The sequence below is a fragment of the Flavobacterium sp. HSC-61S13 genome, assembly GCF_024171535.1.
GTDB lineage: Bacteria > Bacteroidota > Bacteroidia > Flavobacteriales > Flavobacteriaceae > Flavobacterium.
The window spans coordinates 36384-53810 of sequence record NZ_JALJZV010000006.1; the positions used below are offsets into that span (position 1 = coordinate 36384).

Annotated in this window: 16 protein-coding genes; 11 read left to right on the plus strand and 5 right to left on the minus strand. The window is 37.3% G+C overall.

The window, feature by feature from the left end; translation table 11 throughout:
• Positions 1-13 precede the first annotated feature (13 nt).
• From lon to L1275_RS07400, 4 genes are all read right to left on the minus strand, one after another.
• Positions 14-2476 (minus strand): endopeptidase La, encoded by a 2463-nt coding sequence (gene lon / locus L1275_RS07385; RefSeq protein ID WP_253471372.1) that lies wholly within the window; start codon positions 2474-2476, stop codon positions 14-16.
• A gap of 204 nt (positions 2477-2680) precedes the next feature.
• Positions 2681-3580, minus strand: coding sequence for a hypothetical protein (locus tag L1275_RS07390; protein WP_253471374.1), 900 nt, complete (start codon positions 3578-3580; stop codon positions 2681-2683).
• A gap of 139 nt (positions 3581-3719) precedes the next feature.
• Complete coding sequence (locus L1275_RS07395) at positions 3720-5024, minus strand: MFS transporter (RefSeq protein WP_253471376.1); 1305 nt, start codon at positions 5022-5024, stop codon at positions 3720-3722.
• A gap of 50 nt (positions 5025-5074) precedes the next feature.
• Positions 5075-5881 carry a M48 family metallopeptidase gene (locus L1275_RS07400; protein WP_253471378.1) on the minus strand — a complete coding sequence of 269 codons (807 nt, stop codon included), beginning with the start codon at positions 5879-5881 and terminating at the stop codon, positions 5075-5077.
• Positions 5882-6011: 130 nt separating this feature from the next.
• Between L1275_RS07400 and L1275_RS07405 the strand changes: the two genes are divergently transcribed.
• Positions 6012-6881: an alpha/beta fold hydrolase gene (locus tag L1275_RS07405; protein ID WP_253471380.1), complete on the plus strand. Its 870-nt coding sequence runs from the start codon at positions 6012-6014 to the stop codon at positions 6879-6881.
• Between the two features lie 3 nt (positions 6882-6884).
• On the plus strand, positions 6885-7373 hold the full coding sequence (gene msrB, locus L1275_RS07410) for a peptide-methionine (R)-S-oxide reductase MsrB (protein WP_253471382.1): 489 nt from the start codon (positions 6885-6887) through the stop codon (positions 7371-7373).
• On the opposite strand, the gene L1275_RS07415 is transcribed toward msrB, so the two are convergent.
• Entirely contained in the window at positions 7374-8105 is a 732-nt protein-coding gene (locus tag L1275_RS07415) for a biotin--[acetyl-CoA-carboxylase] ligase (RefSeq protein WP_253471384.1), read from the minus strand. It abuts the gene before it with no gap.
• A 96-nt stretch (positions 8106-8201) separates the two neighbouring features.
• Here L1275_RS07415 and rsfS point away from each other — a divergent pair, with 96 nt between their 5' ends.
• From rsfS to L1275_RS07460, 9 genes are all read left to right on the plus strand, one after another.
• Complete coding sequence (gene rsfS / locus L1275_RS07420; protein ID WP_253471386.1) at positions 8202-8561, plus strand: ribosome silencing factor; 360 nt, start codon at positions 8202-8204, stop codon at positions 8559-8561.
• Between the two features lie 43 nt (positions 8562-8604).
• The gene (gene ftsH, locus L1275_RS07425; RefSeq protein ID WP_253471388.1) at positions 8605-10539 is read left to right on the plus strand and encodes an ATP-dependent zinc metalloprotease FtsH; all 1935 of its coding nucleotides are present in this window, start codon (positions 8605-8607) and stop codon (positions 10537-10539) included.
• A 108-nt stretch (positions 10540-10647) separates the two neighbouring features.
• Positions 10648-11250: a lactate utilization protein B/C gene (locus tag L1275_RS07430; protein WP_253471390.1), complete on the plus strand. Its 603-nt coding sequence runs from the start codon at positions 10648-10650 to the stop codon at positions 11248-11250.
• 1 nt (position 11251) lies between these two features.
• A complete protein-coding gene (locus tag L1275_RS07435) occupies positions 11252-12046 on the plus strand; it encodes a phosphatidate cytidylyltransferase (protein WP_253471392.1) in 795 nt (264 codons plus the stop codon).
• Position 12047: 1 nt separating this feature from the next.
• Positions 12048-12698: a phosphatidylserine decarboxylase family protein gene (locus L1275_RS07440; protein ID WP_253471394.1), complete on the plus strand. Its 651-nt coding sequence runs from the start codon at positions 12048-12050 to the stop codon at positions 12696-12698.
• Positions 12699-12711: 13 nt separating this feature from the next.
• Positions 12712-12975 (plus strand): acyl-CoA-binding protein, encoded by a 264-nt coding sequence (locus tag L1275_RS07445; RefSeq protein ID WP_253471397.1) that lies wholly within the window; start codon positions 12712-12714, stop codon positions 12973-12975.
• Entirely contained in the window at positions 12972-13853 is an 882-nt protein-coding gene (locus L1275_RS07450; protein ID WP_253471399.1) for a superoxide dismutase, read from the plus strand. Before L1275_RS07445 ends, L1275_RS07450 begins: the two co-directional genes overlap by 4 nt.
• Positions 13854-14727: 874 nt before the next feature.
• On the plus strand, positions 14728-16455 hold the full coding sequence (locus L1275_RS07455; RefSeq protein WP_253471401.1) for a patatin-like phospholipase family protein: 1728 nt from the start codon (positions 14728-14730) through the stop codon (positions 16453-16455).
• Positions 16456-16578: 123 nt separating this feature from the next.
• Positions 16579-17385, plus strand: coding sequence for a hypothetical protein (locus tag L1275_RS07460; protein WP_253471403.1), 807 nt, complete (start codon positions 16579-16581; stop codon positions 17383-17385).
• Positions 17386-17427 lie beyond the last annotated feature (42 nt).

The window sequence follows — 17427 nt, forward strand, 5'->3', positions numbered from 1 at the left end:
ACAGTACTTTAATTTAATTGACGTCAATTAAAGTCTTTGCATTTTTAACTTTTTGATCCATGATTGCAATGTCAAGAACTTCACTCATACGGTCAACAAAATGAAAAGTTAATCCCGTTAAATATTCCGCCTTAATTTCATCGATATCTCTTTTATTATCTTTACAAAGAATGATCTCTTTGATGTTTGCTCGTTTAGCAGCTAGAATTTTCTCTTTAATCCCACCTACCGGTAAAACCTTACCACGCAAGGTAATTTCGCCTGTCATCGCTAAGTTTTTCTTTACTCGCTTCTGAGTAAAAGACGAAACCATCGAAGTCAACATCGTAATTCCAGCGCTAGGGCCATCTTTCGGCGTAGCCCCCTCCGGTACATGGACGTGAATTTTATAGGTTTCCAATACTTTAGGATCAATTCCCAACATTTCTGCGTTGGCACGAATATATTCTAACGCAATGGTTGCAGATTCTTTCATTACCGTACCCAAGTTTCCAGTCATGGTTAAGTTTCCTTTCCCCTTGGAAATAATGGATTCAATATACAGTATATCTCCACCAACACGAGTCCAAGCCAAACCGGTAACTACTCCAGCAGTATCGTTGTTCTCATACATGTCAGAATCAAAACGCGGTGTTCCTAAAATCTTAATGATATCTTCCTCATTCATTTTAACTTTGTACTCCTCCTCCATAACCAGCGCTTTGGCAACACCTCTACACAAATCTGCGAGTTTTTTGTCCAAACCACGTACACCAGATTCTCTGGTATATTTAGAAACCACAAATTCCAATTGCTTTTTACCCAGGCTTAGATTTTTGGTTGTCAATCCGTGTTCCTTAAGTTGTTTTGGCAATAAATGTTGTTTGGCGATCTCCACTTTCTCTTCAATGGTATATCCGTTCATTTCAATAATCTCCATACGGTCTAAAAGTGCGGGTTGAATCGTACTTAAACTATTTGAAGTCGCAATAAACATCACTTTCGAAAGGTCATATCCCATCTCCAAAAAGTTGTCATAGAACTCTGAGTTTTGCTCCGGATCCAATACTTCCAATAGCGCTGAAGAGGGATCACCGTTATAACTGGTCGATAATTTATCGATCTCATCCAATAAGAAGACCGGATTCGATGTCTTAGCCTTTTTAATGCTTTGCATGATTCTACCCGGCATAGCACCAATATAGGTTTTTCTATGTCCACGAATTTCAGCCTCATCACGCAATCCACCTAAGGAAATCCTTACATATTCTCTACCCAAAGCCTGTGCAACAGATTTACCTATTGAAGTTTTACCAACACCAGGAGGTCCATATAAACACAAGATAGGCGATCTTAAATCATTTCGTAATTTCAGAACGGCCATGTGCTCTAAGACTCGTTTTTTCACCTCTTCAATCCCATAGTGATCTTTATCCAAAATCTTTTGGGCACCTTTTAAGTCAAAAACATCCTTAGAATATTCATTCCAAGGTAAATCAAGCATAAATTCTATATAATTTCGCTGAATGGAAAACTCCGCAACCTGCGGATTCATTCGTTGAAATTTATTCATTTCCTTGTCAAAATGCTCCTTAACTTTATTCGTCCACTTTTTAGACTGCGCTCGTAGACGCATTTCTTCAAATTCCTCTTCATTGGAAACACCACCCAGTTCTTCTTGAATGGTTTTCATTTGTTGCTGAAGGAAATATTCTTTTTGTTGTTGATCTAAGTCAAAGCGAACTTTAGACTGAATATTGTTTTTCAACTCCAATTTCTGAAGTTCGATATTCATAATCTTTAAGGTCTCCAAGGCACGGTCTTTAAGATCATTGATCTTTAAAAGACTTTGTTTTTCTTCAACAGTCAAATTCATATTCGATGATACGAAATTGACTAAAAACGAATTGCTTTCAATATTCCTAACAGCAAATGTAGCTTCAGAAGGAATATTCGGGCTTTCCTTTATGATTTCTATAGCCGATTCTTTGATCGATTCGATAATTGCCAAGAATTCGGTATCCTCTTTTTCTGGTCTGGTTTCAGATACTTCACGTACCCTTGCTTTTAAATACGGTTCCTCAGTCAAACGTTCCTCGATCTCAAAACGCTTTTTTCCTTGTAGAATAACCGTGATATTACCATCAGGCAATTTTAATACGCGCAAAATTTTAGCCACCGTACCCACCGTATAGATATCGTCAAATCCCGGTTCTTCAACTTCTTCGTCTAATTGAGATACAACACCAATGGTTTTATCATTATTATACGCATCATCAAGTAGTTTAATAGACTTGTCTCGACCCGCAGTAATAGGAATAACTACGCCGGGAAACAAAACCATATTGCGCAAAGGCAGGATAGGTAATTCCAACGGCAGTTGCTCATTATTCATTTCCTCTTCGTCCTCCGAGGATAAAAGGGGAATAAATTCTGCATCCGTATCCATATCGTGAAGTGACAAATTGTCTATTGTTATTATTTTTTGGTTTGCCATATTATTTTTAAGTCATTTTGTCATTAATAGACACCCACTCTCAAAAAGAACCAAGAGTATATTCTTACTAACTTTTTGAAAATCAGTGTTACATAATTATTACTAATCAATTACATTATAGTTATAGTCAATCATTATGCCATAAAAAAAATCCTGTAAAATACAGGATTTTTTAAAAAGTCATAAGTAAGTATTGATTGGTGATTAATACGCTATGTTAAAAGAACCTTCTGTAAAGTCCAAAACTTGATCGCCAAGAGCCTGCTTCATCTTCAATTGAAATTCAGCATTTACCTTCTTATCCTTGTTTGTAATGATTTTCAATGCACTTCCCTGTAGCGCTTTGTCTGTGCGATAGGTTGTACCTGTAGCAGAAATATACTCCGCACTAAAATCGTCTAAAGTATAAGTAGCTCCTGCAGCTAGTTTACTACTAAATGAAAACACCATGGTTTCATCTGTAATGGTATTTACCGTTTTAATTACCGTCATCGCTGTTAATGGATCGGTAGTCACAGTACGGCTATGGTAAACCCAATCCTTTCCATCAATATTGGTTTTAAAAAAATCTGCGAGTTGTCGTGTGAATCTTAAATTTTTAAATTCTCCATGAACTTCAAAGGGCTTAACAATTGCGTCTGGAAACGAGTCTTTAAGACTCACTGGTGGATAAATTTTGATTTTAAACTCCCCATCAACCACTTTTCCTACATTATTAATGTTATTCAGTCGTACCCAACCCGTATTATATTCTGGTCGATCCGCATCAACTGAGAAACCTACCATTCCATAGGCAGAAAAATAATAAGCCGCAATATTTATATTCGCAGGAAAAACTCCCGTTTCAAATCGTAATGCTTGTAAACTTAAAACATCCTTATCCTTTCCCTCGATAGCAAAAGAAAATTTCCCTTTTTCATCTACAGATGCTATAACATTTTTTCTAATTACTAAACTGTCTTGATAGTTTAAGCGCACGATTGATTCCCCAACTAATTCTTGGTCTAATAACGTAGACTCAATGTTCTCCTCACTACAAGAAGAGAATCCAGTCACAGCTATTATAGCCAGGAATAAAATGTGAAATAAATAAGTTTTTTTCATATTTGGTTAAATTATCATAATGCTCCAAATATATAATTTTTATTTTATCAACACTAAAAATTACTGATTTTTTAAATTAAAAACTATTTAACAGATATGGAATCGCGGTCGGGAAACAACTGCTGATGAATCAACAGAATTAAATTTTACCTTCTTTCGGTATTCTAAACAACAGGAAAACACCTAAAATAAAAAAAACGATCAAAAAAAGAATGGCATTTTGCATTTTACCGGTAAGATCTGAAATCAAACCGTATAAAAACATTCCGATTACTATACCAATTTTTTCGGTCACATCATAAAAGCTAAAAAAGGATGTGGTGTCTTTAGTTTCGGGAAGTAATTTAGAATAGGTAGAACGCGACAAGGACTGTATCCCTCCCATTACCAACCCCACAGCAGAGGCCGCTATATAAAATTCCATCGGACTAACTACAAAATAGGCATAGACACAGATGAAAACCCAAAGGACATTCACCAGTATCAAGGTATTGATATTTCCCATCAAAGCCGATAATCTAGAGGTTAAAAAAGCTCCGACAACCGCAATGATCTGAATTAATAAAATACTGACAATTAAGCCCATCGTACGCTCTTGGTCACCGCCCCATGCCACTTCTTTTTCTCCAAAGTAGGCCGCAATAATCATCACGGTTTGCACCGCCATACTGTAAACAAAGAAGGCTTTTAGATAACGTTTTAAAGTAGCGTATTCCCCCAACTGTTTCCAGACCGTTTTCAGTTCTTTATATCCCGAGAAAAATACAGAGGAGGTAAATTGCTTCCCGTTTTTAAAATCGGGTAAGTGCTTGTAGGTATACTGACTAAAGCCCATCCACCAAATTCCGACCAATAAAAATGAAAAACGCATGGCGGTCATCTCGGACTCAAAACCAAAAACCTCATAGTTCATCAACATCGCCAAATTAATCAACAACAAGATTACACTACCGATATATCCCAATCCATAGCCCTTAGCACTGATTTTATCTTGTTGTTCTGTATGTGCAATATCGGGTAAGTATGAATTATAAAAAACCAAACTCCCCCAGAAACCGATTAAGGCTAATAAATAAAATACCAGACTCAAAATCAGATAGTCCAACGAAAAGAAATACAGCAACATACACGAAACAGATCCGATATAACAGAATAGTTTTAAGAAAAATTTTTTATTTCCCAAATAATCCGCAATACCCGATAGGAAAGGCGACATGATAGCAATGATAAAAAAACCTAAAGCCGTGACATAACTGATGATGGATTCGCTGCGGATTTCATGCCCAAAAATCGGATATGCTTCTACGCCTTTTAATCGAAACAAAGCTCCGTAATACAAAGGAAATATAGAAGAAGAGATCACTAAGGCATACACCGAATTTGCCCAATCATAAAACGCCCAAGCGTTGAGTACTTTTTTACTACCTTTTACAAAGTTTGCCATATATTTGAGGAGTGAGAACGATTAATTTCAATAAAAAACACAAATACAGTTTAAAACTTAACCCCGTATTTAGCAGCCTCTACTTTGGCTTCAGGTATTAATCTTTTCAAATTATCTATTCTCGTTTGGTTGCTCGGGTGTGTACTCATAAATTCAGCCGGTTCACCACCAGAAGATTGTGAAGCCATACGCGACCAAAAAGCCACCGCTGTATCGGGATTATAGCCCGCTATTGCCATTAAGGTTAATCCTATTTTATCTGCTTCAGTTTCATGGCTTCTGCTAAAAGGCAGCATTCCCAATACGTTAGAGCCCCCTCCATAGGCAGAAAGCAATAAATCTTTTGTCGAAGCTTTGCTATTGGTTGTAGCAGCAGTAAGCACTTCGGCCCCTGCTTGTTGTAACATTGCAGCACTCATACGTTGCTGTCCATGATTGGCTAAAGCATGAGCAACCTCATGTCCCATTACCGTTGCAATCCCCGCATCGTCTTGACAGATCGGCAATATACCGGTATAAAAGACAATCTTACCCCCTGGCATACACCAAGCATTGGCTTCCTTATCATCAACTAGATTATAGTCCCACTGATATTGCGCTAAATAACCTTTATAACCGTGAGCATCCAACCATTTTTCAGCTGCAGCTCTGATTTTCTTACCTACATTCTCCACGCGCTGAGCGTCTTTGGTTCCTTTAATTACCTTATGCCCCTTTAAAAAAGTATCGTATTGTTGAAATGAACTTGGGAATAACGAACTATCGTTTACTAAGGCCATCGTTTTCGCTCCCGTAAAAGGATTGGTCGCACAAGACACCGCAAGTAGCACACCGGCTGTTAAAATTATTTTCTTCATACTGCCCATTTTATTTTGCTACCAAAAATAAACCGAATTCAGACATACTTCAAATATTTTCTTATATATTTTTTAAGACCGCAAAAAATCAAGGCATTGAAATATTGCTTATTTTTATAAAAAAAACGTTATGGCGCCGAATGCTACAACTAAACACCGTCAAAACTTAGAAATCCCCAAACCCATCATACTCATTGGCAAAACCTTACAGTTTATATCCTTGAAATTGGGAGCGCGGTTTGCTATGAATTTATTTACCACGCCTTTTAAGTTCAAAGCGCCAAAACGCGAACTAGAGATGGAAAAACACAGCGAAAAAACTAGAGAACGACTTCCTAAAGCCAAAAAAGACTTTATCGCCTATCGCTATGGGGCGCCACAAAAGAAAAAAGCGCTTTTGATTCACGGCTGGAATGGTCGCGGAACACAATTGGTGACCATTGCCAATATGTTGCTAAAAGAAGGGTATCATGTGGTCAGTTTTGACGCGACCGGACACGGTAAGTCTCCGAAAAACAAGAGCAATATGCTTGAGTTTATCGAAGCCTCGTTTGTATTGCAGCAGCACTACGGTCCCTTTGATTTAATCATCGGGCATTCCTTAGGAGGAATGGCTACCATAAACGCGATAAAAGACGGATTACAGGTTAAAAAGGCCGTTATCATTGGAAGCGGTGACGTGGTTCAAGACATTATAAAGGACTTTATTGGCCAATTACAACTCAAGCCACAGATAGCCGATTTGATGAAAAATAGTTTTGAGAAACACTTTGATCGTTCTATGGATAGTTTTTGCGTACACGATGCTGCCCAGCACATCGACATACCGGTATTGGTCATCCACGATCAACACGATCTAGATGTTCCTGTAAGTGCGGCGCATCAGATTGCTAAACACCTAAAAAACGGAGAACTGTTTATCACCAAAAAATTAGGTCATCGAAAAATACTCGGTGACAAAATAGTTCTTTCAAAAATTAAAACTTTTATCGATTCTTAGATTATGAAATCCTATGTATTTTTACTTTTAATACTCTGTTTATCCTGTAAACAGAAACTGTATACACAAACACCAAAAAGCCCTATGAACTCTGAAAAAACAACCGATCAGCAATGGAAGGAAAAACTAACTCCTGAAGAATATTACGTATTAAGACAAAAGGGTACCGAGCGTCCTTTTTCTGGAAAGTATAACGATTTTTACGAAAAGGGAAGCTACGTTTGTGCCGCTTGCAACAGCAAGATTTTTGAATCAGACAATAAATTTGATGGACACTGTGGTTGGCCATCCTTCGACCAAGCGATTAAGGGTTCCGTAGAATACGTGCGCGATGTTACTCACGGCATGGTTCGCACAGAAGTTATTTGCGCGAATTGCAAAGGTCATCTGGGGCATGTTTTTGAAGATGGTCCCAAAGACACTACGGGAAACCGCTATTGTATGAATTCGGTATCGATGAAATTTATACCAGAGGAAGACGCCAAAAAGTAATCAATACAGCATTTTAATCTCTTTTAATTGGTATTGATGCATCGTTTGATCTTCTTTAATCACTTGAAGCTCTCCAATAGGACTCACGGAATGAATCATTCCTAAGAATTTCTTTTTGGAGGGCAATTCAAACATACTCGGAACATCTTTTTTAAATAAGTAGCGGTGGTATTCGTTCCAAATTTCGACACTTCCATTATTTCGCAATTTATTGCTGTAAAACATCAATTGCTCAATCAACACACGAAGTACTGCCTCTTTATCGAAATCGCGACCCGATACGAGTGCCATCGAACTGGCTTGAGGAAAATCAACAAAGTTTTTCTGATTGACATTAAGTCCGATTCCGACAACAGAAAGGACATCGCCATTGGATTTGAAGATATTTTCGATCAAAACACCGCCAATTTTTTTATTTCCTGACAAAATGTCGTTAGGCCATTTAATAGCCAATGAACTAATTTTAAAAGACTCTAATGCCTTAAAAATACTTACCGAAACCATGATATTTAAGTTAAATATATCTTCCGCACCGAGCAGTAAATCTTTTATTAAAACACTAAAAGTTAGATTAGTACCCGATTCGGCGACCCATTTCGAACCGCGTTGCCCCCTACCCTGAGTTTGGTTTTCAGCAACGACCACCGTGTAATTTTCCAACGGCAATTGCGCAAGTAATTCCTTCAAATAGATGTTTGTAGAAGGTGTGGCATCGAGTTTGATAATATTCATTGGAAATAATTATGGGAATGTTGCAAGTGTTTCATTATATTTGAAGTCAAAATTACTTACAAAAATTATAACTTTGCACAAATTTTAAAAAAATAAATGACAGATAAAAAAATCAACAATGATGAGCTATTGGCTAGCATCATTAAGGGAATTGAAGAAGTAAAAGGAGAAAACATTGACATCTTGGACCTAAGAGCCCTCGACAATACCGCCTGTGATTATTTTATAATTTGCGACGGAAATTCAAACACTCAAGTAAACGCTATTTCAAACTCAGTACAACGCTTTGTATCGAGAGAACTTCATGACAAACCTTGGCATGTAGAAGGACAAGAAAACGGAGAATGGGTATTGATGGATTACGTTAATATTGTAGTACACGTATTTCAAAAACAAATCAGAGATTATTATAGAATAGAGAGTCTTTGGGGAGATGCCAAGATTACCTCTATCTAATCTGATTTACAAATACTTAATAGTAATTTTTTAAACATATTTCATGTCTAAAGATATTAAATCGAATTCAAACAAACCTAAATTTAACCCGTGGATTCTGTACGGAGGAGCTTTAGTAATTATACTTTTAATAAATTTCCTTTCTAACGGAAGTAGCTTTAGCGATTCCAAACAATTGAGTTTATCTAAATTCTATCAGTATTTAGATTCAACTTATGTGGAAAAGGTTGAATTCAACAAAACTTCTGCCAAAGTGTATCTTACAAAAGAAGCTTTAGAAAGTAAGGAATTTGAAAGTTTACAGAAAAAAACCATTTTGGGAAAAGAGAATACCGGGCCGCAATTTATTACGGACATCGGAAATTCAGAATTGTTCCAAAAGAGAATTGGCGAGGCAGCAAGTCAGGGTAAGTTAAAGGATTATAAGTCAGAACCGGAAAGCAACTGGGGCGACATTTTCTTTAATTTCTTACCGATCATCATCATTATAGGATTTTGGTTCTTTATGATGAGACGTATGACTGGCGGCGGTGCTGGTGGTGGTGGTGGACAGATTTTCTCAATTGGAAAATCCAAAGCCAAGTTATTTGACGAGAAAAACGATGTAAAAATCACCTTTAAGGATGTTGCTGGATTAGAAGGCGCGAAAGATGAAATCGTTGAGATCGTTGAATTTCTTAAAAACCCTGAAAAATACACTTCTATCGGAGGTAAAATTCCGAAAGGCGCTTTATTAGTAGGTCCTCCAGGAACAGGAAAGACCCTTTTAGCAAAAGCTGTTGCCGGCGAAGCTAAGGTTCCTTTCTTTTCACTATCCGGATCTGATTTCGTAGAGATGTTTGTCGGTGTTGGGGCATCCCGTGTACGTGATCTATTCAAACAAGCTAAAGAAAAATCTCCAGCTATCATCTTTATCGATGAGATCGATGCTGTAGGTAGAGCTCGTGGAAAAAGCAATATGTCTGGATCAAACGACGAGAGAGAAAATACATTAAACCAGTTATTAACTGAAATGGATGGTTTTGGATCGAATACCAATGTCATTGTTATCGCTGCAACCAACCGTGCTGAAATTTTAGACAAAGCCTTATTAAGAGCTGGACGATTTGACAGACAGATTTATGTAGATCTTCCAGATGTTAGAGAACGTCAAGCTATTTTTGAAGTTCACCTGAGAAAAATTAAAAAGGTAGATAATTTAGATATCGATTTCTTAGCAAAACAAACCCCGGGCTTCTCTGGTGCTGATATTGCTAATGTTTGTAACGAAGCAGCGTTAACCGCTGCGAGAAAAGACAAGAAACAAGTTGATATGCAAGATTTCCTAGATGCTGTTGATCGCATCATCGGTGGATTGGAAAAGAAAAACAAAATTATCACACCAGAAGAGAAATATGCTATTGCCATACACGAAGCAGGACACGCAACAGTAAGCTGGATGTTGGAACACGCTTCTCCGCTAATCAAAGTAACTATTGTTCCTAGAGGACAAAGTTTAGGAGCGGCTTGGTATTTACCTGCTGAACGCTCGATTGTTCGCACCAACCAAATGCTGGATGAAATGTGTGCTACTATGGGTGGACGTGCTGCAGAACGCATCATCTTCGACCAAATTTCAACTGGAGCACTAAGCGATTTAGAGAAAGTAACCAAACAAGCCAAAGCGATGATTACCATCTACGGTTTGAACGAAAAAATCGGAAACGTGACTTATTACGATTCGTCGGGACAAAACGATTACAACTTCTCTAAACCCTATTCAGAAGAAACTGCCAAGACAATAGATAAGGAAATTTCAAATCTAATTGAACAACAGTATCAACGTGCGATAGAACTATTGGAAGTGAACCGAGCAAAATTGATTCAATTAGCTGATTTACTGTGTGAAAAAGAAGTAATTTTCAAACAAGATTTAGAAGACATCTTTGGAAAAAGACCGTTTGACAAAGAAGAAATAATTCTAGAAGAAACCAACTAAGCGTTTTTTCTCTTAACACTTGAAAAATCTTAACTTAAAGCCATTTTAAGTTAAGATTTTTTTTATCTTTGAATGTTTCTAGCGTATTAACTGGGTTGAATTGACTATATGAGTTTTTTTAAAAAGATATTAGGGAGTTTATTTGCAAATACATCGGAACAATCAGGTCCGAATGAAAGCCAATATCTTCCAGAAAAAGAATTACCGATTGATGAAGAGTTCACTTTTAATTTTAAAAGTAATGGAGGGAAATTTCTTTATTGTGAAACCGAAACAGAAGTACAGGATACTTTTGTTAGCATTTTAATGGAAAACGATTGGTTTGAATCGGAAGCCATTACTTTTGAATCGAATTTAATCCCGATGTTGCGGGACAATCGAATTCATTACAACCAACCTAAAAATCCGTTGTTTCTTCTAACTACGTGTGAGAGCCTAATCGCTGATGAAGGATCTATCCTTTTTTCTTCCAAACAAGTCAGCCACTTAAAACCGTTGGAATTGCCCAACAATATAGTAGTCATTGCTACTACCAGCCAGATCACTAGAAGTAAAAGTGATGGATTACGCGAGATTAAGAAGAAATATCAAACGGTTTTTCCAACAAATATCACGACATTCAAATGTTTTGAACCTACTAAGGAAGACCATTTTTTAAACTACGGCAGCACTCCCAAAAACTTATATTTACTTTTATTAGAAGATTTATAATATGTCTGAAAGTTTCGTTAGATCGATATCAGGTTCCGTTTACATCATCCTACTACTGGTAGCTACTTTATATTCAGAAATTAGTTTTCAAATCCTATTTGGGCTGTTTTTATTTATTGGAATTTACGAATTCACTAAATTAACGCGTTTATCCCTCGTTTTTAGCTTTGCCCTTGGCATCATAGTTACCGCGGCGGTATATCTCTTAAAAGATAGCGCCTTCTTTTTCTACCTTAACTTTATCGGTATTGGAGTTTTGACTTATCTTTTGATCGATTTGTATTCCAAGAAAAGCAAACCCGAAAAGAGTATTTTTGAAAAATACCTCTTACTACTCGGGTATGTGATTATACCTTTCTGCGCGATTTTAAGCTTGCCTTATAATCACGGAGCCTATGAACCACAAGTGATCATAGGGATCTTTATTATGATCTGGACTAACGATACCTTTGCCTATATCGTCGGTAAAAAATGGGGTCGTACCAAACTATTTGAACGCATTTCTCCTAAGAAAACCATTGAAGGATTAGTAGGCGGACTGATATTCACTATAATAGCTTCACTGATACTGGCTAAATATTTCACGGGATTTAATGCCATAATATGGATAAGTAGTGCTATTTTTGTCAGCATTTTTGGCACAATTGGAGATTTGGTCGAATCCAAATTTAAAAGACTAGCCGGAGTTAAGGATAGCGGTGCTATCATGCCAGGACATGGAGGAATACTCGATCGCTTAGATAGTATTATCTTTGTATCGCCGTTTTTATATTTAATTTTTCAAATTTTAAAATAATATGTTTCACAAAGAAGGATCAAAAATAATTTTAGTAGCGCTAGTTATTTCAGTAGCGTTAATCTTTTTATCAGACTACTTAGTCACTTTAGCGTGGTTGAGAACAGCTGTACAAGTTGTTATTTTAATTTTACTACTTCTTGTTTTACAATTTTTCAGAAACCCATCGCGTCCCGTTGCCGTGACCGATCACAGTATCTTAGCGCCTGTTGACGGAAAAGTGGTGGTTATAGAAGAAGTTTATGAACCCGAATACTTTAAAGATAAACGATTGATGGTTTCCATCTTTATGTCTCCTATTAACGTTCACGTAACGCGATATGCATTAAGTGGAATCGTTAAATACAGTCAATATCACCCTGGTAAATATTTGGTTGCTTGGCACCCAAAAGCTAGCTTGGAAAACGAACGTACTACCGTGGTAGTTGACAACCCTATTTTTGGAGAAGTCATGTACCGTCAAATTGCCGGTGCCTTAGCTAAACGTATTGTTAACTACGCAAAAGTAGGATCACAGGCGATTCAAGGCGATGATGCTGGTTTTATCAAATTCGGATCACGTGTTGATCTTTATTTACCACTAGGAACCGATATCAATGTAGTTTTAAATCAAAAAGCAGTAGGTGCAAAAACAGTGATTGCTGTAAAATAAATAAAACCGTAGTATGGATAGTTTAGATACTGAATTTCAACTGGCTTATCAAAAGATTTCGGAACAGGCTTCACATCTGCCCCCCGATACCATGTTGAGTATTTATGCCTACTACAAACAAGCGACAGAAGGAGAGATTCACAAACGCTTTCCATCTTTACAAAATGATTTAATCAACGCTTTTAAGTTTAATGCTTGGTCTCAAATAAGTCACTTATCGAAGGAAGAAGCCAAGCAAGCCTATATCGATCTTGCCAATTCAATTTTTAACAAATGAAGCTACATGCAATTCCCTTTTTCGTATTAACCTCCTTAATGGTCTTGTCATCTTCATGTCAGGAGAAAAAAGAATTGCAGGAAGTACAGATTCCCGATGCCATCATTTTTAAAAAAGAAAAAAAATCGGCTTTCCCCAATCCAAAAACGATCAAAACCAATAGCGGTCCTTTTCAAATGGAAGGACTTAAATATCAGTACGAAGATTTTAAGGATTTTTTGGAACCTGAGAACATCTATTTACATTATGCCAAACATCATTTGGCTTATGCAAACAATTTGAATAGAACCCTGATCGGAACTCCTTTAGAGAAAAGATCTATAGAAATTGTTCTAGGCAGTACAGATGTCGAACACCCTTTATTAAAGAGTTATAGCGGCGGTTATTACAACCACAACCTCTATTGGAAAAGCATCTGTAAAGAAACCGACAGCAAACCGAGCCCAGATTTAGTCGCGATGATCAACCGTGATTTTGGATCCTTAGACGGTTTTAAAGAAAAATTCAAACAATTGGCCAATCAGCAAATCGGATCCGGTTGGGTTTGGCTGATGTTTAGTACAGATAAACTGATACTGATCAGTACACCCAACGAAGACAATCCTCTAATGCCGATGTATAAGGTGCCTGGTATACCCATTTTGGCTATTGACCTGTGGGAACACGCCTACTACCCCACTCATAACAACAACAGAAAGGAATATATCGACCGTTTTGTCGAACACATCAATTGGAATGAAATGAGCCGTTTAGTCGCTCCACCTGTTGAAGTGGTCCCCACCACAGAAACAACAGCAACCGCAGCACCTAAAAAGCCCGTTGCAAGACCAAAACCGGTAACAACCCCTAAACCCGATACGACCACGAGTCCGAATTAATATAGCAGAAGCCCTTTATCATTTGATAAGGGGCTTTTTTTTAGCGCTATCACGACCAACATTCCTTACAGCGGATAGAAACCGGCTTAAGCAATTAATCTACATCAGTCCATCCTCGTCAGTTTCTCCGCAAACAGAGCACTCACAGCACTACAGTCTAAAACCATCCGTAAAGCCCCATTCACCACCTCATATAAAAATTTTAACTCAATCAACTTCTATTCAGGGAATTAAAAATTTAATTATATGTTTTTTAATCTTTTAAAACAAAATAAACACAGTTTACAACATTTTAATCAAAAAAAAACATTTTACCCCAAACATACATCAACAAAAAAAGCTAATTAAAAAGATAAAAATCAAACTTTAACACTATCGTCCGTATTAAATTTAGCTTTTTAATTATATTTAAAAATTCAGAGTATTACAAATACCTCAAAAAAACTCCTCCTTTTCCTTTCACCAACTGGTGAATGTGCAAACTTTTTTTTAAACGATGTTGCTTAAAAAATAAAACACAGCATCGGCTTTGACGGTTACTAATCTTAAGGATTACGAATATCAAATTGATCAGACTAAAAAACAGTCCTTACCCGAATTAAGCCTTAATAAGACTACGGTTGACTGCTGATAAAGCTCTTTCACCTATAAAACACATCCTCATATTGAAGAACTCGTTTGTATAATACGCGTTTTACGTAGTTGCAAAGGACAATCAGTGGGTGCTACTTTTGAACGAACAACGAATTAAAATTTGACTGATTCACCGATAAAGAAGCGAATGACATCGCTTTAGCTCCTATTATTTTTATACAAACCGTCTAAATTACATTTACATGATTCTATAAAATATTATTTCACTTATACGTATACTATGACAAACAACAAAAAATTTAAAATATGCCTGACATTGGCTGGAGCTGTATCCGCAGGAGCCTATACAGCCGGAGTAATGGATTACCTCTTAGAAACTCTAGAGCTTTGGGAACAAGCTAAAAATAAAAACAGAATGCTAGGAAAAAAGCACCCTGAATACGATTTTTCCGTACCGATGCACGATGTGGAACTCGATGTAATCAGCGGTGCATCGGCTGGTGGAATCACTGCATCGCTCGCTTTATTAAACCTTATCGATGCCGAATATCAACCCGTCAACCAAGACAACCCATCAGGTAAGAACAACCGCTTTTACCAGAGCTGGGTCGAAATGGGCGACGATGAACGCGCAACCACTTTTGAAAAGTTGCTCGATACCAGCGATCTAAAAGAGCTCGTCAAAGGGGATAAACCACAAGCCCTACTCAATACAGCCCCCATAGATTTGATAGCCGATCGAGCCATTCGTATAGAAAACTTAAAGAACTATCCCGCCTACGTTTCCCACAGTCTGGATTTGGTATTGACCACCACCAATTTGGACGGTATTAATTTTAAAATCAATTTTAACGGCAACGACCAAAGCGGCTCTGTAATTACTAGTCATGCGGCTTTTTTCCGTTATAAACTAGCGAATAAACAATTTAAAAAAGGGATTCCAAATGGCGAAGAGCTGTACTATGTGCTTGATTTGAATCAACCCGACCACCTTAATCACCTCCGGGAAGCCACTTTGAGCACTGCTTCTTTTCCCATTGCTTTAAAACCGCGAGATGTCTCAATACCTCAAAAATACATTGCGCGTTATCCCAAATATATTTTTGGGACCACTACTGGTATTCAGCCCATACTACCTTCTGATTCAGATTATCAATACCACGCCATCGACGGCGGATTAATCAATAACGAACCCTTTGCTTTGGCTTTAAAAATTTTTAGGGAGAAATCTCCCATCCAATTCGTCAAAGAGCAATACGCTATCATTATGGTAGACCCCTTTCCAAATAAGGATCACAACAGTTCAAAAGAAGTTGCTTCAACAGATGTCATCTCTGTCGTTAAGCGGATGTTTAAATCGCTTCGCAATGAGGTGATGTTTAACCGCTCGGGTATCTTGGATGCCATAAACACAAAAAACAACAGCAAGTTTTTAATCGAACCGGTACGCAAGCACCGAGTAGACGGAGTGTTGACCCGTGCAGAAAACGATTTAGCCACAGCTCCACTAAGCGGTTTTGCCGGTTTTATCGACAAGTCTTTTAGAAAACACGACTTTGAATTAGGTCGGCTTAATTGCCAAACATTTTTGAGATATCACTTTACCCTGCCCGAAGAAACCCTAATAGAAAAATTAAACAACCTACCGACCGCAAAAGCCCTTAATCGCTTTGAAATATGCCTTGAGAATCTCGTTGATAAAAAATGTAAGCATTTTCCGATAATCCCAGACTTGAGAGTATTAAAAGCGAGTACCAACGAAGCAGACCACGCCAATTTCGGTTCCGATGCGCATTTGGATTTTCCAGAATACCCAAGTATTACTGAAGCTTATTTTTATAAAAAACACCAAAAAAACATTCGAAAACGCCTTGAACTCTTAACAAACCGTTTAGTAACTAATTTTTGGTTTTCCGTTGCAAACAAACTGTTTATTAAAAATAAATTATCCAAAAAAATAGAAACCGTTTTACTGGATAAGCTAAAAGAAGCCCAATTGATTAAGTAAAAATCGCTTTTAGCTCGAACATCGATCATGCAAACCACAGTGATTGTCCCTTCCTAATGACCGTACAAACAGCATTTTCTCAAGCAAATAAGAAAACTTTTACACAACTAAATATCATCACCAATGAAAGAAATCCTTACCCTACTCATAGCTTTAACGATGCTACCCATCGCTACTTTAGCTCAGGAAAACGAAAATGAATACGAACTCAGACACCAAGAAAAAGAAGGCTGGATCATCGATAAACAAGGCCACAAGACCGAAGGTATTGTTAAGTTGATGGGGAGTTTCGACACGCCTTGGATCAATCAACAGAAAGTAAGATTCATTGCTAGGTCTGCTATCGATCCGAACAAAAAACGCCAAAAACTGCAAGTACTCGATGTTAATGACTTACAGGCTTATGCCGCATATGATAATGATGTACTTCGCCAATTTGAACTTATCAAATACACCAATTTTCGGGAAGCTAATAAAGGTCGAGAAAGCGGCGGTATCGGTGGAAAAATAAAAGTTTTAAACAACCTGACAGCCTCTACTTCTATGGCTGAAACTATTGTAAATGGCCCCATCACTGTCTACAAACTATACGGAATACCCACTTCAATTGCTGCCAATTCCGATGAAATACAGCAAATGGAAAAGGACATTAGAAACATTAAAATGAATCCCAGTATTTTAGTTGCTAAAAACAGTGGAAAAGTAGAGCCACTAAGCAGTAAAAACTTTAAAAAACTGACCGAGGATTGTGAGCATGTACGAGCAAAAATGTTACAAAATGAATATGCTAGTTACCGTGTAGAAAAAGAAGAAAAAAAACGCAGTAAATTAGGTAGTCTCATCAAAGATGAAGCTGAATTAGACAGTGCTAAAATTCAAAATATGGCCGTAGAAATCTTTACAGATTATAATGCCAACTGTTCTAAATAAGGCAAAATGCAGCTGTTCATTAAATAAAAAAACACTTCATAA